The organism is Planktothrix serta PCC 8927 (genome assembly GCF_900010725.2).
GTDB lineage: Bacteria > Cyanobacteriota > Cyanobacteriia > Cyanobacteriales > Microcoleaceae > Planktothrix > Planktothrix serta.
In genome coordinates this window covers 1-22,237 of record NZ_LR734865.1, presented here as the reverse complement: position 1 = coordinate 22,237, position 22,237 = coordinate 1, and the positions used below count along the sequence as shown (strand labels likewise).

15 protein-coding genes are annotated in these 22,237 nt (G+C 38.2%); 5 read left to right on the top strand and 10 right to left on the bottom strand.

The features are described from left to right. Positions 1-52: 52 nt before the first annotated feature. Positions 53-874, bottom strand: coding sequence for an alpha/beta hydrolase (locus PL8927_RS09230; RefSeq protein ID WP_083620139.1), 822 nt, complete (start codon positions 872-874; stop codon positions 53-55). A gap of 97 nt (positions 875-971) precedes the next feature. On the opposite strand from PL8927_RS09230, the gene gcvH reads away from it, so the two are divergent. Next, positions 972-1,358, top strand: a complete 387-nt coding sequence (gcvH, locus tag PL8927_RS09225; protein WP_083620136.1) for a glycine cleavage system protein GcvH — start codon at positions 972-974, stop codon at positions 1,356-1,358. Between the two features lie 63 nt (positions 1,359-1,421). Continuing rightward, positions 1,422-1,973, top strand: coding sequence for a hypothetical protein (locus PL8927_RS09220; protein ID WP_083620133.1), 552 nt, complete (start codon positions 1,422-1,424; stop codon positions 1,971-1,973). 68 nt (positions 1,974-2,041) lie between these two features. Here the strand turns inward: PL8927_RS09220 and PL8927_RS09215 are convergent, their stop codons facing one another. Beyond that, entirely contained in the window at positions 2,042-3,208 is a 1,167-nt protein-coding gene (locus PL8927_RS09215; protein ID WP_083620128.1) for a hypothetical protein, read from the bottom strand. 256 nt (positions 3,209-3,464) lie between these two features. Between PL8927_RS09215 and PL8927_RS09210 the strand changes: the two genes are divergently transcribed. Further along, the gene (locus PL8927_RS09210) at positions 3,465-4,541 is read left to right on the top strand and encodes a class I SAM-dependent methyltransferase (RefSeq protein WP_083620124.1); all 1,077 of its coding nucleotides are present in this window, start codon (positions 3,465-3,467) and stop codon (positions 4,539-4,541) included. 26 nt (positions 4,542-4,567) lie between these two features. Here PL8927_RS09210 and PL8927_RS09205 read toward each other — a convergent pair whose 3' ends face one another. The 3 genes from PL8927_RS09205 to PL8927_RS09195 are packed head-to-tail and all read right to left on the bottom strand — an operon-like array spanning position 4,568 to position 6,287. Further along, positions 4,568-5,071, bottom strand: coding sequence for a DUF3368 domain-containing protein (locus PL8927_RS09205; RefSeq protein WP_083620120.1), 504 nt, complete (start codon positions 5,069-5,071; stop codon positions 4,568-4,570). After that, a complete protein-coding gene (locus PL8927_RS09200; RefSeq protein ID WP_083620920.1) occupies positions 5,068-5,313 on the bottom strand; it encodes a UPF0175 family protein in 246 nt (81 codons plus the stop codon). The genes PL8927_RS09205 and PL8927_RS09200 overlap by 4 nt, the downstream gene beginning before the upstream one ends. Before the next feature lie 47 nt (positions 5,314-5,360). Next, positions 5,361-6,287: a GUN4 domain-containing protein gene (locus PL8927_RS09195; protein WP_231505966.1), complete on the bottom strand. Its 927-nt coding sequence runs from the start codon at positions 6,285-6,287 to the stop codon at positions 5,361-5,363. A gap of 480 nt (positions 6,288-6,767) precedes the next feature. On the opposite strand from PL8927_RS09195, the gene PL8927_RS09190 reads away from it, so the two are divergent. Both PL8927_RS09190 and PL8927_RS09185 read left to right on the top strand, forming a co-directional pair. Next, positions 6,768-8,273, top strand: coding sequence for an ATP-binding protein (locus PL8927_RS09190; RefSeq protein ID WP_083620918.1), 1,506 nt, complete (start codon positions 6,768-6,770; stop codon positions 8,271-8,273). A 194-nt stretch (positions 8,274-8,467) separates the two neighbouring features. Then, the gene (locus tag PL8927_RS09185) at positions 8,468-11,305 is read left to right on the top strand and encodes a two-partner secretion domain-containing protein (protein ID WP_083620113.1); all 2,838 of its coding nucleotides are present in this window, start codon (positions 8,468-8,470) and stop codon (positions 11,303-11,305) included. On the opposite strand, the gene PL8927_RS09180 is transcribed toward PL8927_RS09185, so the two are convergent. From PL8927_RS09180 to lnt, 5 genes are all read right to left on the bottom strand, one after another. Beyond that, positions 11,295-13,019, bottom strand: coding sequence for a sensor histidine kinase (locus PL8927_RS09180; RefSeq protein WP_083620109.1), 1,725 nt, complete (start codon positions 13,017-13,019; stop codon positions 11,295-11,297). The two genes, PL8927_RS09185 and PL8927_RS09180, sit on opposite strands and share 11 nt — an antisense overlap. Next, a complete protein-coding gene (locus PL8927_RS09175) occupies positions 13,016-14,029 on the bottom strand; it encodes an ABC transporter substrate-binding protein (protein WP_083620104.1) in 1,014 nt (337 codons plus the stop codon). Before PL8927_RS09175 ends, PL8927_RS09180 begins: the two co-directional genes overlap by 4 nt. Next, positions 14,016-19,175: a PAS domain S-box protein gene (locus PL8927_RS09170; RefSeq protein WP_083620101.1), complete on the bottom strand. Its 5,160-nt coding sequence runs from the start codon at positions 19,173-19,175 to the stop codon at positions 14,016-14,018. Before PL8927_RS09170 ends, PL8927_RS09175 begins: the two co-directional genes overlap by 14 nt. An 11-nt stretch (positions 19,176-19,186) precedes the next feature. Next, positions 19,187-20,308, bottom strand: a complete 1,122-nt coding sequence (locus tag PL8927_RS09165) for a hybrid sensor histidine kinase/response regulator (protein ID WP_083620098.1) — start codon at positions 20,306-20,308, stop codon at positions 19,187-19,189. A 112-nt stretch (positions 20,309-20,420) separates the two neighbouring features. Beyond that, on the bottom strand, positions 20,421-22,043 hold the full coding sequence (gene lnt / locus PL8927_RS09160) for an apolipoprotein N-acyltransferase (RefSeq protein ID WP_083620095.1): 1,623 nt from the start codon (positions 22,041-22,043) through the stop codon (positions 20,421-20,423). Positions 22,044-22,237 lie beyond the last annotated feature (194 nt).

Genomic DNA, 22,237 nt, shown 5'->3' with positions numbered 1-22,237 from the left:
TTTTTAGGCGCTATAGTCCGCAAAAAAAAATACCCCTGTGGATCAAGAAGATTTAATGTTTAAGAATTTGGATAAACTCTTTTAATTTTTGTTCATAGCGATCGCCTGCGACTTCAATCACATTATTATGATTAGCTCCTTCTAGCCAAAAGGATAATTTAGGGGTTTTTACAGCTTTAAACAATCGTTGTCCATGACTAAATGGAATCACTTGATCAACGGTTCCATGAATCACTAAAACTGGAGCTTTAACTAAAGGAATTTTTCTAAGATTAGCAAACCGATCAAAAGGATATAAAGGAAAGTTTATTTTGACTCGAAAGGTACTAATAAATGTACTTTCCAGAATTAACCCCCCCACCGGTTGACGAGAAGCTAAATCTACTGATGGCCCCCCACCGACAGAACGGCCATAAACAATAATCTGATTGGGGGGTATTTTTAACTGTTGTGTGAGATAATTATAAGCAGCATCAATCGCTTGATAAGTTCCCTGTTCTGAGGGTTTTCCTTCACTGGTTCCATACCCCGGATAATCATAGGAAAAAACTGCAAATCCCATCTGACGAAACCGTTCTAATAAAAAGCGATTATCTCCTAAATCTTCGGCATTTCCATGACTGTAGAGAATGGTATATTTAGCTTTTGAGTTCGGTAAATATAACGCAGTGATATTCACACCCTGCGCTGTTTTTAGGGTTAATAATTCTGGAGTTAGTTGATAACTGGAAGGTTGAGGAACAAAAATCAAGCGTTCTGAATAGAAGTACGCCCAAACCCCAACCGCGACATAGAGAATGATCAGAAAACGGATCATGCGTTTCAGGGAAAACTCACCAATAATAAAGCGTTTGATTACAGTCTGGCGATTCATGAGGATTTTTAGAGGGCAAAGCTGTTTTTATTCTAATTTTGTAGTTTAATAGATTTGGTGAACAATTAATAGAGTTAAGGAATTGTAAGGAATCACTATGTCATACTATCCTGAAGACCTGAGATATTTAGATAGCCATGAATACGTCAGACTTGATGGTGAAATTGCCACTATTGGCATTACTGAGTTTGCTGTGCAGCAACTCGGAGAGATTGTTTTTGTAGAACTACCGAACCAGGATGCTCGGTTTGAGAAAGGGGATGAAGTTGGAACAATTGAGTCTGTGAAAGCGGTTGCACAAGTCTATACACCGATCAGTGGTACAGTGATTGAATGCAATACGACCCGTGAAGATTCCCCTGAAATTATATCTGAGGATCCCTATGGAGAAGGATGGTTAATTAAAGTTCAAGTCGATAACTTGAGTGATTTAGATGATACCTTATCCGCAGATCAATATCAAGCCTTAGTTGAAGGTATTTAACAGAAATTTTTGGGTTTTAGGTGTGTTCAAAGTCTTGATAAAAAATTGAATCAAAAAATATTTATGTTCAATTTATCCCCTCTATCAGTTCCCGAAAATATCACGTTTGATCAAGGAATGGAAATTACTCAAACGCTGTTGAATAAAATCGAAGAAAAACAGTTATTTGAGGCTGAAATTGAAAAGGTGATCGCTGAGTTAGTGAAAACTCAAAATGGAGCCAGAGGATTTTTTGTCACCTATTTAACTGACCCTCGCCCCTGCTGTGATCAACCCACTGCGACGATTATTGACGGGTTAAGAACATCGCCGAAAATTGTCTCAGAATTATTAGTAAAAAATGTAGCGATGTCCGCAGCAATGGCGGTGTATCATGGTCGGCAAAATAATTTAGAAATGGAGCAGAGTTCACAACGGGTTTCTCAACGATCTGCTGATTTAATTCAACAGTTGAATTTACCGATTTTGCGATCGCTTGTTCAACAACTTTTTGACAGTGCTACAACTGGAGAAGGAACTTATCAAGAATTTTTAGAACGTTGGGGATATGATTTAGAACAACGGGCGGCTATAGTCAAGGTTTTAGAACCATTATTAGGGTCTAATTGTGAGTAATACCCATAAAGTAGAGACGTTATATATAACGTCTCTACAAGGTTTCTTTAACTCTAAAATCGCCAATTCTAAATAGCGGGTAAGGCGTAGAAACCAGTTCCTTCTGAGATAAATCCAATTGAACGTGCGATCGCACTATCCGCAGAATTTGTTGAATAGAAATGACCGTCTAAAATAGTATTGTAGAAGCGTTCTACAGGAATCGCATTAGCTGGACGAGTCAGATCATTAATCGGATAAACTTGGAAAGCGGTAGCATCATCTAATTGCCAAGCTTGTAAGGCTTGAACACTAGCGACATCTCCAGCATTTGTGGCATAAAAATAAGCCCCATTGTTAATATTTTTATACCGTTGGGCTGTGAATGTTCCACTGGAACTAAAGGGAGGAAATTCTTTCCGCAAAATGGGGTTGGTGGTTGCTTGTTGAATTTCTAAAGGATCAATGGTGTAGAAGTGACCACTAATTTGTGTATTTAAAAACCGTTCTACATTAGTCTGAGTTCCCAGATCACCCCCACTGTTTCGAGTCACACTTAAATTATAGGGCGTAGAAGCTCCGCCACCATCGGTAATATTCGTAATATCAGTGGTAACTTTGCCCTCAGTTGTAACGCGAATTAAATAGGTTCCTCCGGTCAGAGAATCTCTAATCACCTCGTTAATATTTCCGGTATTATCAGAGGATGTGATAAAAATAGGGTTGCCATTTTGAAGTTGATATAACTCCATTTTAGCATCATCTTTTAATCCAGATAAGGTGATTTCAACCGGACGTTGATCGACAACAATTTGATAGTAATCATCCAAATCTGAACGACCGACAAAACCAGCTTGTGTAAAATCAGTAACTCCTCTAGCATCGGATTGAAATGAAAAATTATTAGGAACTTCTGAGTCAACTTCTATTAAGTAATTGCCCGTTGTTGGTGGGAAGCCCGTGACATTCAGGGTTAATCCAGTATTCAGAGGAAAACCCGTATTAAAGTTGAGACTTTCAGCCCCTCCCACCTGAAAACTATCATCAACTTTAACCCCAGAAGGAAATCCAGCCACATTTGCAGAAGGGGTAAACTGAATATCTAAAGTTTGAGGTGCGCCAGGGCCAGCCACGATCGGGTAAGCCGTAACTCTAAGGGGTTGATTGACCGGAGGGGTAATATCAGAAGCCGGAACATTAATCGTTTCTGTAACACCAGCAGTTAACAGTCTACCTGTATATCGATTTCCAGCCATATTAAAGAGTCTCCATTACATTTTTAAACTTTGTCAACATGGATTTTAGTACAAACAAGAGTTGAGACAAAAAGTCTTCCGTCTTGCTATTTAGTCTCAAAAAAAGTCATAACTTAATATATACTTGATTTTATTTTTTTTGTTTTATTTTTAATATAAATTTATATTTTATATTTCTTAAACACATTAATCTTGACAAATCAATAAAATTGAGATAAAAATCTTTTATTCTATTTAAGTTACAACAAATCATCCTATGGACTCCAACCCCCCTCTCAAAATCCAAGGCTGTTTAGGGGACGTTACCCTTGAACAGGATCATGTTTGTTTGAAAGGATGGGTGACATCCATTGCTGGGGAACCAATAGAAGGCTTTAAACTCATTATTGGCGATCAAGAAATTACCCAATTTAAACTTGAAAATAACCTACCTAGCCCGGATGTTTATCAACTATTTCCCACCTTACCCAACTCTAATCAAGCTCGATTTTTGATTCATATTCCTTTAGAAGTTATTGCCCCAGAGCAATTTAATCATTTAGTCCAATTAATTCCTCTAGTGAATGGAGAAGAAGGAGAAATTTTATTTAATTTATTAGAATCTAGTCTTCCGGTTCCCGAAAAAGAAGATCGCCTAGGAGTAGGAGGAAGTTTTAAATTTGTCGCCTGTGATTTCTTAGGTCATTTTATTAATAAAGCCCAATTAAAACCCCATGAATCTATCTTAGATGCGGGATGTGGCGTAGGTCGTATAGCTTATTCTCTTGCCTATTATTTAGATGATACTGCCCGTTATGAAGGGTTTGATATTGTTGAAAAATGGATTAATTGGAATCAATCTGTTATTCATCAACATCGACCTAATTTTAACTTTCAATGGGCAAATATTTATAATAAACGCTATAATACCGAAGGAACAATTAAAGTAGAAAACTATTCTTTTCCCTATGCTGATGAACAATTCGATTTTGTTTTTTTAACCTCTGTATTTACCCATTTATATGCTAATGCCGTTCAAAACTATCTTAAAGAAATTTATCGAGTTCTCAAACCCGGAGGACGGTGTTTATGTACGTTATTTTTATTAAATGAAGAATCAGAAGCACTGATTAAATCGGGAAAAAGTTCTCAAAATTTAATCCATGAAATCGAAGATTCATTCTGTTCAGATTTAGAAATTCCTGAAGCTTCAATGGGTCATCGAGAAACTTCAGTAATGCAGTGGGTGGAAGCCCTCGATTTTACAGTTTCAGCTAAATATTATGGATTATGGTGTGGACGAACTCCCGGCACTAGCTACCAAGATATGTTAATCTTGAAAAAACCGAAGTAATTTCGTAGTAAGCTCTTGAGGAAATTTCAAACAACCGTTTCGTCAGCAGTTTGTAAGACAATTGCATACAACTGAGGACTAACCCGAAAGTTAGCCTGAGCTATTAATTGATCAATTAAGGGTTTAATAGCTGGAATTAGACCCTGTTTTTTGGCTTGTAATAAGACTCCCAATAGACCCGTGACATTTAATCTATATCGGGTCGCAACTGCTCGTCCTCTCCGTTCATCTATTAACAGTAAATCAGCTTTCAATTCTAGGGATAAAATAATGGCTTCGGCTTCTCCTAAGTCAATATTATCCTCCTGCTCCTGAATTTCTGTAACTTGTTCAATATTAACAACAGCCCTCGTCTGAATCCAGGATAAAGTTTGTACTTCTACTGCACCTGAAACAACCTTAGAAACACCGACCATTTCGTTATAGACGGCTTTAGGAATGGTAATGCTACTATACAACTGACGCAATAAATCTAACTGACCAATTGCAGCTAAGTTGGTGATAGGTGATGTATCACTAATGATAATCACAACAAACCCATTGATTGTAGTGTTCGTACATCGGATTGGAAATCTTCAACATCATAGTTAATATATAAACCCCGTTTAGCTAGTTCATGCTGAAATTCAATGACTGTGATTCCTGTCCAGGCTCGGACTTTACCACTGCTAATTTTACCTTGTTGATAGAGTAAGATGGCGATTTCTAATTTAAGTTCATCCTCGGTTAAGTTTGATGCTCGGAGGATATCATCAGGAATTATGACACTCATAGCAGAAAAACTCCCAATCATAGGTTGATTCTATTATTTTAATCCATTCAAGGCTGACTACAGGTGGAGAGACGAGTAAAAAATGATAACAAATTTTCGTCTGGGGTTGTAGTTCCTACACCATAACAGGCTCGTTTTCGCCAAGCAATAATCGGTAAATGTCCTGGGGGTGCATTTAGGGTAAAATCTAATTCTTCATAATAAATCCAACTTTCTCCCCGTCGCCAACCGACTTGATCACAAAATTTTGCATAATCTCCTTCTAAATTATAGAAAATTTGCCATTGATTTGTTAAACTAAATAATCCCTGACTATAATATTCCCAGAGCCAATTTAGGGTGTTTAAATCCGCACAGGGAAACCGTTCAATATCTTCAGATCTTAACCATTTTTCGGCTTCTCGTTCTCCCATATATAAAATTAATTGCCAGGTATATTCATCTGCTGTTTTCCAATCTCCATGAGCTAATAATTCAATCAGTGAACTATAGTCTATCCCCACTTCCGATAAGGGGGAAGTCGAATTAAAGTTAGAGTCACAATTGGGAGGGGATGGGGGAGTTAGATCAACTAATAATTCAGGGTTTAAAGTTTCTAAATAATGTAATATCCAGTCTAAGGAATTTTGTAAGTTTTGTCGTTCTAGGGTAGCTTGTTGAAGTTCTAATTCTAAGGTTTGTAACCGAGGTAAAAGATCGGCAATTGTTAATCTTTTTTTTGAGGTTGAACCAGTTTTGGGTTGAGAAACTTCCAGCGTTTGTAAGCGTTTCCAGGTTTGTTTTGCCCAGTCCAAACGTTTTTTATCCGGTTCTGAACCTGACGGTATTGATAGATTGAATTGTAAATCCCATCCACAGACTAAACAAGCTTCGGGAATTGGTTTTTGATACGAAGAGTTACAAACGGGACACTGAAAGCTCATGGAATCAATGGGGGTGATGTCGGTATTAGCGAGTTTGTGGTATGTTAGCAATTAGGGAACCTTCGAGTTAATGAGTGAGTTTTATCCCCCTCTGAATCGAATCCGATTAAGACAAAGGCATTAAGACAAGCTCAAATTGCGATGATTCAAAGCAAGTAGCGATATGGAAGTGGGAGCGTTACAGGGGTCTTATTTACCATTTAAGGGTGATTTAGGGCGAGTTTTTGCGATTATCTGTGGAAAACAGAAATTTTGACAAAATCTACCCCTACAATTGTATTGAATATTTTACCCTCGTATCGGCGACGACTGAAAGATGATGACGGACTGTTAAAATTGGCTGTCTTTTCCTAACAATATTGTAAGATTTAACTATCAGGGGTAATCTTAAGGGACTGTAGGGGCAAGCCAGTTAAAAGAAATAATAAATTATACATCTTTTGAAAAGGTCAGTTGTCCACTCCCATGTTTAAACAATGTTTCAAAGGCAATAACAGTGGGATTTGCCTATCAATTGGGGGACAAAAAACAATGAGTCAGTCTGACTTAACCACTATCTTAATTGTTAATAATCAGTCAATAGACCTCCAGGAAGTATTGGATTTATTCAGTCAAACAGAGGTTGATTTATTGGTTTTGAATCCAGATGAAGCGGCTCTTGTCATCAATAAATGTTTTCTACCGGATTTAATTTTTATAGCCGTTTCAATACCCGGTGAGAATGATTTTCTATTTTGTCAACAGTTGAATACATCTCCTCTGACTGAAAATATTCCGATTGTTTTTATTACTGAATCTCAAGACCCAGAAATGATCAAAAAAGGGTTGCGTTTGGGGGTAATTGATTATCTATTTACTTGTTTAGAAACAGAGGAATTTTTACTCAAAGTCAAAAACTATTGGGGAATGGCTCAATCTCGAAAAAGACTCGTTCACGGCTATCATTTATTAGAACAGGAATTAGAACTTCAAAAGCAAGAAAAGTTACAGCTTAAAAAGATTAATAATAAATTAGAGGTACAACTTGAATGTTATAGTCAAGAATTAGCTCAATCCCAGGAAAAATTAAAACAAGAAATTGCCGAATGCGAACAGATAAAAAAGGCTTTAGAACAGTCTTTAAATCAACTTAAAATTACTCAAACCCAATTGGTTAATAGCGAAAAAATGTCGGCATTAGGGCAAATGTTAGCGGGAATTGCCCATGAAATCAATAATCCTGTTAATTTTATCTATGGGAATTTAGCCTATATTCAAGAATATATCGATGATATTTTAAAGATTGTTGAACTTTATCAACAGTATTATCCTGATGGAAACCCTGCAATTGAACAGGAATCTGAAGCGGTGGAATTAGATTTTATTTTGGAAGATTTGCCCAAAATGTTAGAATCGATGCAAGTTGGAGCCGAACGAATTCGAGAAATTGTGTTAAGTTTACGCAGTTTTGCCCGTCAGGATGGCTCTAAAATGAAAGCCATTAATATTCATGAAGGCATTGATAGCACGTTAATGATTTTACAAAATCGCTTAAAACTTAAATCGGGTCATCCTGCAATTCATGTTATTAAAGAATATAGTCCTTCTTTACCTTTAGTCGAATGTTATGGAGGAGAGATGAATCAAGTTTTTATGAATATTTTAGCTAATGCGATTGATGCTATTGAAGAGAATAATCAACAGAAAAATATCGAAGAGTTACTGGTTAAACCGAGTCGAATTTTGATTAAAACAGAGATTGTTAATGATCATAATGTTTCGATTAAAATTACTGATAATGCGGGCGGAATATCAGAGGATGTGCTTGATCATTTATTTGAACCTTTCTTTACGACAAAACCCGTTGGTAAAGGCACAGGGATAGGTTTATCGATTAGTCAACATATTGTAATTGAAAAACATCAAGGCAGTTTACGATGTACTTCTACCCCCGGAGAAGGAACAGAATTTATTATTGAAATTCCGATTACTCAGGAAATGCCAACTCAAAAGGATATGTATAAAAAACAAGTTTCCATTTCAAATCAGGGAAATTGATTAATCGAGAATCTAAAATAGCATCTATAGTAGGGAATAGGGAACAGGGAACAGGGAACAGGGAATAGAAAAAAGTGATTAGCTACCCGATCAAGTATTTGTAGCAAATATTAAAGGATGGAATATTACTATTTCTTGTTCCCTAGCGGGTAGCACTACAGTCAAAAATCGAACCCTTAATTAAAGGTATAAACATGAAATTTTCAGCTTTTCAATACCAGATTAAAAATCATCAATTTTTGTTAAAAATAACGTTGATTTTGGTGATATTTCCCTTAATTAATAGTGGAAATTCATCAAAAGCGATCGCCCAAATTATACCCGATCAAACTTTACCTCAAAATACCCTTGTTACCCCCGATGGCAATATCATCAAGATTGAAGGAGGAACCGAAACGGGAATCAATTTATTTCATAGTTTCCAAGAGTTTTCAATTCCCGAAGGCAGTGCCGCCTTTTTCAATAATTCTGTTACTATTCAAAATATTATTAGTCGGGTTACGGGCTCTAATATTTCTAACATCCAAGGCTTAATTCAAGCCAATGGAACCGCCAATTTATTTCTAATTAATCCCAATGGTATATTATTCGGCCCTAACGCGCAACTCAATATTGGGGGTTCCTTTACAGCCAGTACCGCTAACAGTATTATTTTTGATAATGGCAGCGAATTTAGCACCACAAACCCCCAAGCTCCACCTTTATTAACCGTTAATGTTCCCATCGGGTTACAACTCGGAAATCAACCCGGTTCAATTACTAATCAATCCCAAGGTTTAGGCATCGGAATAGATGGAAATAGTGCCAATACAGGATTACAAGTTCAACCCGGTCAAAATATTAGTTTAATCGGCTCAGATGTAATTTTAAATCAAGGAAATCTTACCGCTTTTGGAGGTAAAATAGAATTAGCAGCCCTACGGAATGGTACTTGGTCGTTGCAACCTTCAGCTTATGGCTTTACTTCCCCAGATTTTCAGTTAGGTTCAATTCGACTGTTTCGTCAAAGTCAAATTGATGCGAGTGGAGCCGGAGGAGGATTAATTACCCTGCAAGGAGGAGAGGTTTCCTTAACCGATGGTTCCCGAATTGTTTCTAATACCTTAGATAGCTTAAATGGGGGAGGAATTCAGATCGAAGCCGAACAATTTCAATTAGACAATCGGGCTTTTATCTCCTCATCAACAATTGCCACAGGGAATGCTGGTAATATTAGTATTAATGCTAAAAATTCGATTGATTTAGTCGGAACTCAACCCCTAGTTTTTTTGGAACAATTAGTATCAGAAGAGTTCAATCCCCAAAGTCTTGCTGATGGTATTTTTAGCCTGAGTTTGGGCACAGGTACCGCCGGAACTGTTACCCTCGATACCGCCCAATTGCAAATCATGAATGGGGCAGGAATTTTAACATCTACTTTGGGGAGTGGCTCAGGCGGAAATGTTACTGTGTTGGCATCTCGGTTCGCTGATATTGCCCAAGGTTCAATTATAATTACTGGAACCGTTGGTACAGGAAATGCCGGAGATATTAATATTTTTACTCCCCAATTGCGGCTATTAAAAGATTCCCATATTATTACCAGTCCTGGACTTTCTGGGGCTGGGAAAGGAGGAGATCTCAACCTCAATGCTGATATCGTAGAAATCCGGGGTGTGAGTGTCGGTGTTGTCGTCCCGACGGGATTGTTTACCGCCACCTTGGGAACCGGAAGTGCTGGAGATCTCACCGTTAACGCCCGTCAACTTACCGTTGCAGAGGGGGCGCAAGTGTCTGCATCGGCGGCGGGGGCTGGGAAAGGAGGTAATTTAACCGTGAATGCCGATCTCGTAGAATTGCGGGGGGTGTCGGAGGATGGACGTTTTTTAAGTGGGTTATTAACGTCTTCTTCCCTATTAACCGTCGAGGGAGAAAAAGGCACCGCCCCGGCGGGGGATTTAACTGTAAATACCCAACGGTTAGTTGTACAGGATGGTGCTCAAATTTCGGCGGCGACCGGAGGCGAAGGGTCGGCGGGTAATTTAACGTTAAACGCCTCGGAATCTATTGATGTGATTGGGTTTGCCACCAATGTTGATCAATCCGTTGAATCCGTTTCCTTTGGGACAGTTGGCGATGGTATTGTTCCGAGTGCTATTGAATCTAACACCAGTGGGGCGGGAAATGCGGGGGATTTACGGATTAATACCGGACGCTTAACGGTGCTTCAGGGGGCAGAAATTGGGGTGCGAGGAACCAATGACGGGGCGGCGGGTAACTTAGAAATTCAAGCGAATCAGGTTTTATTGGATCATGAAGGTACCCTCAGTGCCGCTACGGTTGCGGGTACGGGGGGAAACATTCGCGTCACAGCGCAAAGCGTAGAACTGAGGCGGGGGAGTCAAATTACCACCAATGCGGGAAACGCTGACGGGGGGAATATTACCCTGGGGACTTCCAATTTAGTCGCTTTAGAAAATAGTGATATTACGGCGAATGCGGAGGCGGGGAAAGGAGGACAGGTGATTATTAATGCTCAAGGGGTGTTTGGGACTCAGTTTCGAGAGTTTGAAACTTCTCAAAGTGATATTACCGCCACCAGTGATTTAGGAGCCGAGTTTAGCGGGGCGGTGGAAATTAGTAGTCCAGAAGTTGACCCCAGTGCGGGGTTAGTGGAGTTACCAACCAATTTAGTTGACCCCACCACCTTAATTGCGGCGCGATGTTCGGGAGATCAGGGGAATCAATTTGTGATTACCGGACGGGGGGGTTTACCTCCAAGTCCTAATGATGCGTTAACCTCTGAACCTACTGTCATGAATTGGATTAATTTGGTTGACTCTGTAGAGACGTTGCATGCAACGTCTCTACGGGGGGCTGGCGCGTCTCTACGGGGGGCTGGCGCACCTCTACGCAGTATGGCTAACCCCCAAATTCGGGAAGCTCAGGGGTGGGTTGTCCGGGCTGATGGGGCGATAGAATTAGTTACCAATCCCCCCCAAGGAACACCACAGCCTACAGGTGTGTTACCGCCTCAATGTTCTACGCTGTAGGGGGTTCGAGGGATAAAGGTAAGGTAATTACAAAGGTACTCCCTTCTCCGTTTTGAGAGGTACAGAGGAGTTGACCTTGATGTTTTTCTACCACAATTTGATAACTAATCGCTAAACCCATTCCGGTACCTTGACCGACGGGTTTAGTGGTAAAAAAGGGTTCAAAAATTCGGGTTCTCACGGTTTCAGACATTCCTAAACCGTTATCAGAAATCTGAATTTGTACCCAGGTTTTTTGTTGGGAGTCGGTGAGGGTTTCTGTATGAATAGAAATTTGAGGAGGCGTTTGGTTTGAGGCTTTGAAATACCCAGTCTTTTGATTCATTTCCAACGCATCAATAGCATTGATTAAAATATTCATAAACACTTGATTCAGTTGACCTGCATAACATTTAATTAAGGGAATATTCCCATAATTTTTGCTAATTTTAATTTCCGGTCGAGAAGATTGGGCTTTGAAGCGATGTTTTAAAATCATCAGGGTATTGTCAATATTTTCATGCAAATTAACGGTTTTGAGATCGGCTTCATCTAACCGAGAAAATGAACGTAAGGATTGTACAATATCAGCTATTCTTTGACTTCCGACCCGCATAGAATTAAAGATTTTCTGGAGATCAGATTCTAGAAACTCTAAATCTAAATCATCAATTTCGGCTTGAATTTCGGGCACGGCTTGAGGATAACAGGTTTGATAGAGTGAAATTAAATTGAGTAAGCTATCTGTATATTCTTTAGCATAAGTGATATTGCCAAAAATAAAACTGACTGGATTATTAATTTCATGGGCAATTCCCGCTACTAATTGTCCTAAACTAGACATTTTTTCACTTTGAACTAATTGAGCTTGAGTCTGTTTTAATTGAGTCAGAGCTTTTTCTAATTCTGTGGCTTTTTGTTGCAATTCGATTTGAGATTGTTGTAAACTATAGGTGTCTAATTCAATTTGATCCGCCATTTGATCAAAGGCTATAGAAATTTGGGCGAGTTCATCGGAACCGGGTAAACGACTGCGATCGCTTAAATTTCCCTGTGCTAAATTTTGACTAACCAATACTAAGCGAGAGACTCGTTTCGTTAAACTCAATTCAAAAAATAACCACACCAATAGACAAACACCTAACACTACTATATTCATTTGTAGCGATCGATCTAAAGCCTCTTGATAGGCTTGTTTTTTCAATTGAGTTAGGTCATAAATCGATAGAAATATCCCCACTTGAGAACGTAATTCATTGGGTTTAGGGGGGAGAATTACAGGAGTAGTTACCGTTAAAGATTTCCGATTTGCAGACCAAACTATCTGTTGAGTTTGAGTCTTTTTAACCTGTTGAATTTTAGGGTAAAGATAGGCAAAATCCGTATCAAGTATGGGTTGCTTTTGTAAATTATATTGGGTTGATAGGATAATGGTAGAATCTTCATCTAGGAAAGCAGATAATTCTAAATTCGGTTGTTCTCCCGTTTCACCAATTACTAACTTAGCAGTGTCTAAACGGCTATTATAACTTGTGAACCGTCGGAAAATAAATTCCAACAGGTCAACGGTTTTTTCACTATAAAAATCCGCCTGTTGAAAAATTGCGAGTTCCTGATATTCATAGGTTTTCTTAACTTCTGTTATGAACCCATATAAACCCAGTCCACTACTCATCAACAGTAATAAACTGGGAATAGCAAATCGTAGGGGTAAAGTAAAAGCTAAACGTTTCATTGCTGGGATTTAGAAAGTTGATTCACAAAACGATCATCCAACAAAGATGAAAATCTAATATTCGAGTTGAGTAGTTTCTTTTCTTTCATCAATTTTGCTAATTCTTGAGAAGAATAAACTAGCCTCGGATCAGTTTGAGAGAGGAGTTTTTGATTCTCTGTGGGAGTAAAGAATTTTAGCAGTTTCAGAGAAGATAAAAATTCCGTTGGCTTGATTCCTCCCCGTTTTGCCATAATTTGAGCCGCACTTTCCGGTTGATTTTTGAGATAATCTAAGGCCATAAACCAACCGCGAACTAATTGTTCTAAATCTTTAGGCTGAGTCTTTAAGATATCTTGACGCACCACCAATACATCAATAATTTCACCCGGAATTTTACTACTGTCAAATAAAACGTTAGCCCCAGTTTCGATTAATTTAGAACGAGTAGGTTCAAAGGTAACAACGGCATCAATTTCACCCTCTTTAAACGCTGATTCATGTTCAGAGTACCCTAAAGAAACAATGATAATATCTTGCACCGAAAGTCCCGCTTGATCAAGTCCCCGACTCAGCATATAAGCCCCTAATGCTGTATTTTCTACCCCGACTTTTTTTCCTTGAATATCGGATAGAGTTTTTAACTGCGGTTTTCCCAGGATAACATCAGCACCATTAGATAAATCAATCAGCAGAATTAGCCGAATTTCTGGAAAAGTTTCGGCTAATAGTAATGTTTCATCAAGACTGATTCCTCCGACTTGTAAATCCCCACTGCGAATAGCACGATTAATTTCAGTTGTGGAAGGATAATCTACAATTTTAATAGAACTGTTTTTATAATAACCTAACTGCTCGGCTAAATATAAAGGCGCGAAACCGGGCCAATTGTTACTACCGACGAGAAGGGGTGTTGTCGGTTGTTGAAAACAACTGACTAATATTCCTAAACTCATACAGATCAAGATCCCGATTAAAAATAAATAGATTTGCTTTTGCATTTTTTCCGCGTGAATTTTATTTCTGTTCATTGACTAATTCCTTGGCTTTTTTTTCTAAGATTAGACTTTGAATTAACTGAATTAATTGTCGAAGTTGGACGGGTTTAGGAAGATATTCATTAACGCCAGCCGCTAAACATTGTTCTCGATCACCCTGCATGGCTAAAGCTGTTAATGCAATGATGGGAAGGGTCGCCAGTTGTGGATCAGCCCGAATTTGGCGTGTGGCTTCTAAACCGTCCATTTCGGGCATAGAAATATCCATTAAAATCACCTGCGGATGCAAATCACGAGCTTTTTGAACCGCTTCAATCCCATTTCGAGCCACTTCTACATCAAACCCTTTTGCTTGTAAATAATTAAGCAAGGTATGAATATTATCAGAATTATCTTCAGCTAATAGAATTAAAGGACGTTTTAAGCCCTTAGAAGCACTTCGAGAAGCAGGAGATTTATCTAAAAGTTCTGTTGGAGTTAATATTGGATATTCTCCCCAAGATAGAGGAGTCCAAGGAAGCGTGAGCGTAAAGCAACTGCCTTTTCCCAATTGACTGTCAATCTTCACTGTACCCCCGTGCATTTCCACCAGTTTTTTTACTAACACTAATCCTAAACCAGTGCCTTCATAACGTCGAGATAAACGGCTATCAATTTGAATAAAGGCTTGAAACAGTCGAGATTGATCTTCGGGTGTAATCCCAATGCCATTATCAATTACAGAAAAACTAATCGTTTGTTCCTGAAGATCTCCTCGAACTTCGAGTCGAACTCGCCCGCCTTCGGGGGTAAATTTTACCGCATTATTGAGTAAATTAATTAACACCTGACGCATTCGACGTTCATCAACATTCAGTGCTTCTGTAACATCTTCAATTTGATAACTTAGTCGAATATTTTTTTGATGGGCTTGTTGTTTGACAAAGCTTAAACTGTTTTGACAGAGTTCATTAACAGAAACGGGAGAGCGTTCTAAGTCGAATTTTCCGGCTTCAATTTTGGAGAGATCGAGAATATCATTAATTAGTTCGAGTAAGTGTTTTCCATTTCTGTGAATCATTGCTAAAGCTTGATTTTGTTGGTCAGTTAATTCTCCAAAGGTTCCTTCTTGTAAAACTTCTGACATTCCTAAAATTGAGTTGAGGGGTGTTCGCAGTTCATGACTCATGTTCGCTAGAAATTCATCTTTAAGACGGGATGCACGGGCGAGTTGAGCGTTAGCGATCGCTAATTGTTCATTGGTTTGACGCAGTTGATTTTCAGCATTTTTGCGTTCTCGTAGGGCAGCTTGTCGTTCACTAATATCTTGAAAAACACAAATATAATCCCCATCTTCTGTCACTGTTAAGGAAACTTCTTGATTAAATGTTGTACCATCTTTTCTTAAGGCAATCGTTTCTCCTCGCCAAAATTTTTGTTGTGTTAAAAGGGGAAATACATTTTCTTCAAACCATTCTACCACATCCGGTGTGTAGAGAACTCGCCAACTTTTACCCAATAATTCATCAGGATGGCTATACCCAAAGAGTTTTAAGTGGGAATTGTTGACATAAATATATTCTTCATTTTTTAAAATAGAAATGCCATCGATTGAAGCCTCTACCGCCGCTAATTGACGTTTTAAATTATCTTCGACTTTTTGATGCAAGCGTTCAATTCTATCCGCTTCAATAATATTACTACAAGTGGCTAAGAAAGGTTGCAAATAATTAATCAAATTTTGATCATAACCTCCGGGTCGGTTGGCGACACAAACCACTCCCAATAATTCCTTATGAGTATAAAAGGGTATCCCTAAAAATGCTGTAAAAGACAGATAATCTTGAGGTAAATTTTCGGTGGATATTGAGTTAATAGGATGGGAATTAATAACCACAGGTTTACCCGCTAAAATTACAGTGCAAAACAATCCTTTTATATTAAAATTTTGCGCCTGTTTTTCCCCTTTTCCAGGGTCGAGTTCTAGGTGACAGACTCTATGAGTCATGGGATGAATCTCTAAATAGGGATTTCCTTGTTTTTTCATATAATATTCTTCCAGATAAGCTTCCCCATTCTGGCGAGAGAAGACTTCTCCCATAAAAGCATACTGACTTTCAGTTAATTTTAAGACGGAAGATAGTAAATTTTCAAAGAGTAAATGGGAATCTCCATCGGTAATAAATTGAGCTTGAGCATAACTAATGGCTTCTAAAATTTGATGGCTTTGATATAAGTCTAATTCGGCTTGTTTGCGATCGGTAATATTTTGAGCGACCCCTAAAATTTGTTGAGTATTACCTTGTTGATCTCGTTTAAAAACAGTCCCATGACTCGAAAACCATAACCATTCTCCATTTCGATGCTGAATTCGATACTCAATATAATCAGTTTCTCGATCCTTAAGTTGGGCGGTTTGTTGAAGATGTTGACGCACCGTTTCTTGATCATCAGGATGAAAAATCGTCAAGAAATCATCACCCATTTCAGATATTTCTAGGGTGGTATATCCTAGAATTGGGGTTAAAGATTGGCTACTATAAATAGTACGGTTTTGCGCTAAATCATAAATATATAAAATATTCGGGCTATTATCCGCAATCCTTTCAATAAATTGTTCTCGTTCTCGAATGGTTTCTACTAATTGAGCTTGTTCTAAAGCCACACCCACTTGATCGGCTATTTCTCGCATCAGTTCAATTTCAAATTCTGTCCATTGTCGAGGACAAGTACAGTGATGAGCAATCATAAATCCCCAAAAATAATCATTTTGTAAAATCGGAACTACTAATTTTGCTTTAACGCGCCATTCCTGTAGAAATTCGACTAAACAAGGTGTTACTTCTTGATAGGTTTGATCAATATCTGCAATGGCTTTTACAGTTCCATGACGATAGAGTTGTTGATACTCTGGGGGAAAAACTTCTTCGGGAAAGTTAACATTGAGAATGGAACGCCATCCGGGTAATACACTTTCGGCGATCGCTCGTCCTGTTCCATTAGAAAAAACGCGATAAATTAATAGGCGATCGCAATCTAAAATCTTTTGAACTTCGGTGACAGTAGTTTGTAAAATTTGGTTGATATCTAAAGATTGACGAATTTTTAAAGCGATTTCTGCAAATAGACGAGATTTACGTTCTTGACGTTCTAATTTAGCGGTTCGATCCAGAATTCTTGTTTCTAATTCTTGATTCAGAAGTCTTAATTTTTGTTCAACTTTTTGGCGTTCCTGAAGTTCGGTTTGGGCTGTTTGATAAAGTAATGATTGTTGAATTCCTAATGAAAGTTGAACAGCAATTTCATCTAATAATTCTAATTCTGTGGAATGCCAATTTCGAGGAGCAGAACATTGATGTGCAATTAATAACCCCCAAAGAGAATTCCCAGTTTCTCGATCTTGAGGTTGAATGATAATGGGTACAACTAGATTAGCTTTGACCTCAAATTGATTTAATAGCTGTTTATGACATTCCGTTAAATCAGCCGTTTCCAGATCATAAATAACCGTTTTTTTCCCCTGCAAATAATGGACAACACCTCCGGTTTTAAAACAAGTATCTTCCAAATATATCCCCAAACTAGACATCCAACCTTCAGCAACAGATTCCGCCCGAATCATGCCATTAAATAGGGGATCAAATTGATAAACAACAACCCGATCACAATTGAGAATACTGCGAATATGTACCACTGCATTATTGAGAATATCTGTTAAATTCAGAGATTGACGAATATGGAGAGCCGTTTGGTAAAAAAGCCGTTCCCGTTGTACCTGTTGCTGTAATTTTTGTTCCGCTTGTTTACGTTCAGTAATATCAAAACTAATCCCAATTAAACCCATTGGATTTCCCGCTTGATCTCGAATTAAAGTATCAAAAACATGAATCGGTAAGGTACTCCCATCTTTACGAGAGGTGGTAAATTCTCCTTCCCAATATCCTTTTTTTATCACTTCCTCAACAATTTCTTCTGCTAAATTTTGATAATCCAGGGGAACAAAAAAATCAATAACATTTTTTCCGACGGCTTCTTTCGCTTTCCACTGATATAAGGTTTCTGCGTATTGATTCCAATAGATGATTTTTCCGTTTAAGTCCGTGGCAATAATCGCATTTCGGACTTGATCTAAAAGTGAAGCTTGGAAGGCAATTTTGGCTTCAATTAAACTTCGTTCTTGGATCTCAGATTGCAATCGTTGATTCGCTAGTTTTAACGCTTCTGTCCGTTTTTGAATTTTTTCTTCAAGTTTGATATTTTGACTTTGGAGTAATTGCAGTTTTTCCGCTTCTAATTGAGTGACTTTTTGCTGTAATACATCAACTAATTGTAATAAATCAATCGGGTTAATTGCCTGTAAAATACTCGTAGGAGTAATAATTCCGATCAGTTCACCTTGATCACCTACAATTGGTATTCGATGAATGTGGCGTTGCTGCATCAACAGATGAGCCGATAATAATGTATCATTAGGTCGGAGACAACACAGAGGATTACTCATCACCGTTTGAGCTTCGATATTCCAACTTAAACCTAATGCTTGAAACTTGAGAATATCCCCTTCAGTCAGCAGACCCACAGGAAATTTTAATTCATCTCCATTGCAGATTTTTTCCTCAACTAAAACCACACAACTAACGTGAGCAGAACTCATTAATTCAGTCAGTTCTAATAAGGAAATTGTGGCGGGTGCTTGGACAACTGTTGAAGTCATCACCTCTTCAATGGTTCTTAGTTTTAATAAATCCGTCGGTTCTAGGGAATTTCGCAAATCTCGATGGGTGAGTAAACCCACCAATTTCCCCTCTATATCCACCAGAGGTAAATGACGAATTCTATGCTGGTTTAATAAGTTTAAAGTCGCACTCAAATTGGTAAATTCAGTTTGTTCAAGGGTGATCACAGGTTGAGTCATCACTTCCGCGACCGTCAGACCTTCTAGGGTGATCCGTTGAGCAATTAAACGCACAATATCCCGATGGGTTAATATCCCAATAGGTCGGTTATTTTCAGTAACAATTAAACAGGTTTTTCCCTGACTAACTTCTAAGGAATTCAGGCTTAAGGAACAGAAAGTTTGAGCTTGGTTGAGGATGGCGATCGCTTCAATTACCGGAGTTTCTGGCGTCACGATCAGAGGATCAGTGGTGATGGCTTTTTGTAGAGGAAAAACCAAAAGGGTATCAGAATCGCTAGACATAAATTTAAGAATTAAGAATTAAGAAGGGGCTGATCTTTTGCTTTCAATTCCAGGGTAAAAATCGCGCCGTTGGGTTGATTATCTGTAATTGAAAGCCAACCTTGATGAGCATCAATCACCATTTTACAAAAGGCTAATCCTAATCCAGTTTGATTAACCCCTTCAAAGCGTTGACCAATTTCATATTTTTCAAAAATATGTTGCTTGATTTCATCTTTAACTCCCCTTCCTGAATCCCGAACATGAACTTTAACGGTGTTAGTGTCTACTGGATATTCAACTTCCATTGAAACCCAACTATTTGAGGGGGAAAATTTAATGGCATTATTCAGTAAATTTTCCAGTACCCGCTTGATTAAATCGGGATCAGCAATTACTAACCGTTTAGCTTCTGGAATTGTAGCGGTGAGGTGGATTTTCTTTTTTATAGTTTGGGCTTCAAATTCATTGACAACAGCTTGCAGCATCACAGAGAGATTAACAGGTTGAGGATTGAGCAGTTCTTTCCCTGATTCTAGTTTCGCCATTAATAACAAGGAATTAATCAGGTTGTTCAACTGTCGTCCTGAACTAGCAATTTGATCCACTTTTTGGGCTTGTTTTTCTGTTAGATTTGTTAGGCTAAGGAGTTCACAGCCTAATCCAATCGCCACCACTGGATTTCTCAGATCGTGAATCACAGCATAAGCCATATCTTCGCGTAATTGTAACAATTGTTCTAACTTTTGACGGGCTGTTTCTAACTGATCATGCTGTTTTTTGAGTCGTAGCATTGAACGAACTCTGGCTCTAACTTCTAGCGCACTCATTGGTTTTCCAATAAAATCTTCTGCTCCTACATCTAAACATTGTGCTAACGTTTCTTTGCAATTTAGTGCCGTAATCATAATAATTGGAATCGGATTCAATTCAGGAATTTGTTTAATTTGGCGACAGATATCCATGCCATCACAATCGGGCATCATCACATCTAATAAAATCAGATCCGGTAAACTAGATGCTAAAAAATTAAATACCTCAAAACTATTAGAGGCATAATGTAATTGATATCCTTCTCGGAACAGAATTCCTTCCAAAACATCAAAAACATCCGGTTCATCATCCACAATCAGGATTGAATTAGGCTTGATCATGGTTATTTGTGAATTGTTGATCAAAAGTTATAGCAGGGAATAGGGAATGAAAAACTCCTGAACACTTTTTCAAGAGAAGTTTGGATGACATCGAACTATTAAGAGCGTGTGATTAAATTGATGGAAAAATATCAATTTTAGTAAAAAATACGGTTGTTCCTAGAATTAATAATACAGGCATGAGCCAATCTCCCCAACGTACATAGAGGGTTTGAGTCTGATTACGATAAATTGTATCAGCATAGAGTTCATAAGTATTGTGATTTGAAATCCATCGAGTTCTCCCCTGGGGGTCAACAACGGCTGAATATCCTGTATTAGTTGCTCGAATTGTCCAACGATGATTTTCAATCGCTCGCATCACATCGAGGGCATGATGTTGAGTTAACATTGTAGAGGAGTAGTGAGCATCATTAGACGCCGTAATTATAAATTCTCCCCCTGTGGCAGTTTGGCGACGAAAATGGTTCGCAAACGCAGAATCATAACAAATTCCTACCGTTACTTGACCAAAAGGGGTTTGAAATTCTTGACCGGGTTTGCCATGAATTAAAGTGGCTTCTAAAGGAGATAATCGGCGAATAAATTGTCCTAAAATTTCACTAAAAGGAATAAATTCTCCTAAAGGAACCAAGTTAACTTTATCATATTCACTAATAATATCACCTCCTCCATCTATCGCAAATAAACTATTTGTATATCCTCCTAATTTTGAGGCAAAACCTCCGACTAAAGCCGGAACTTTTTTGTTTAAAATTGCTTGATAAAAAGCACTATTTTCTCGGAGGTTAGCATCAGTCCAAAAAAAAGGTAGGGCTGTTTCGGGCGTCACTACCAGGTCTACGCCTTGATTAGCTAAGGTTATATATCCAGTCGTATACCCATTTAAAGCTTTTAAATATCCTGAATAATTTAATTTAATTTCATTGGGGATATTTCCTTGAATAATCCCAATTTTTAACGCCTGTTCGGGGTTATTTTGCAAAGGGCGATTATACAAAGTTAATCCGATTCCATGAGTTATTAGGAGAATAAATAACGCTAAACTGGATAAAAAATAGGATTTTTGATGATGATGATTAATTCCTAAAATTCCAGATTTATTCTGATTTAAGATTACACTTTCGGCAATTAACCCATTCACAATTAATAATAGGGCGGTAATTGTTGTGGGGCCAGAAATTTGACCTAATTGTAAAATTATTAAATTCCCGAAGCTTTGGGTATAGGATAAAGAAGACCACCATAAAGCGCCTGAACTCCACAAAGATTCTAAGCCACACCATAACGCTGTTGCGATTAAAACTCGTGTGAAAGCGAGGGAAATTGTAGAGACTCGTTGAGAAAGTTTACTCGATAAAATTAAAAATAATCCCGCCCAAATAATAACTAAAGCCGTGCCCCAAAGGGTAATAAAACTCCAAGCAAATAAAGCAATAGCTAAACTGGCTAACCAAGTTACTCCTAACCAGGTCATCGGGTGAATTCCAGTAATCCAAAATAAGGCGATTCCGTAATAGCAAATTCCCCAAACAAACGCTAATATTAACGGGAATTTTAGAGTCGCACCCTGGCGCGTTTCTACGGGGTTAGGAAGGGTAAAAAAATTAACCCATAAAGGAACTAATGCTACCCAAGCAAACCCCCAAAACCCCCAGGGTTCTGTAGCGAGCCCCATTAAAACTCCGCCTATTCCTGTTAATAATAAACGTTGAATTATTTCGTATTTCTTCATAAAAAATCGTAGTCAGGCGTTCACCGTTTAAAAATATTTCTAATATATAGCAAGTCTAAATCAGTTGTACATCAGACTTAAAATCCAATTCCTCGTAGGGGCGAGGCGCGCCCATCCGTGTCAACTTAACGCCAAAAGCCTTGAAATCAATTTCAGGCTCAAAGCTAAAACCCGTTAAAACGGGTTAAGAAAGA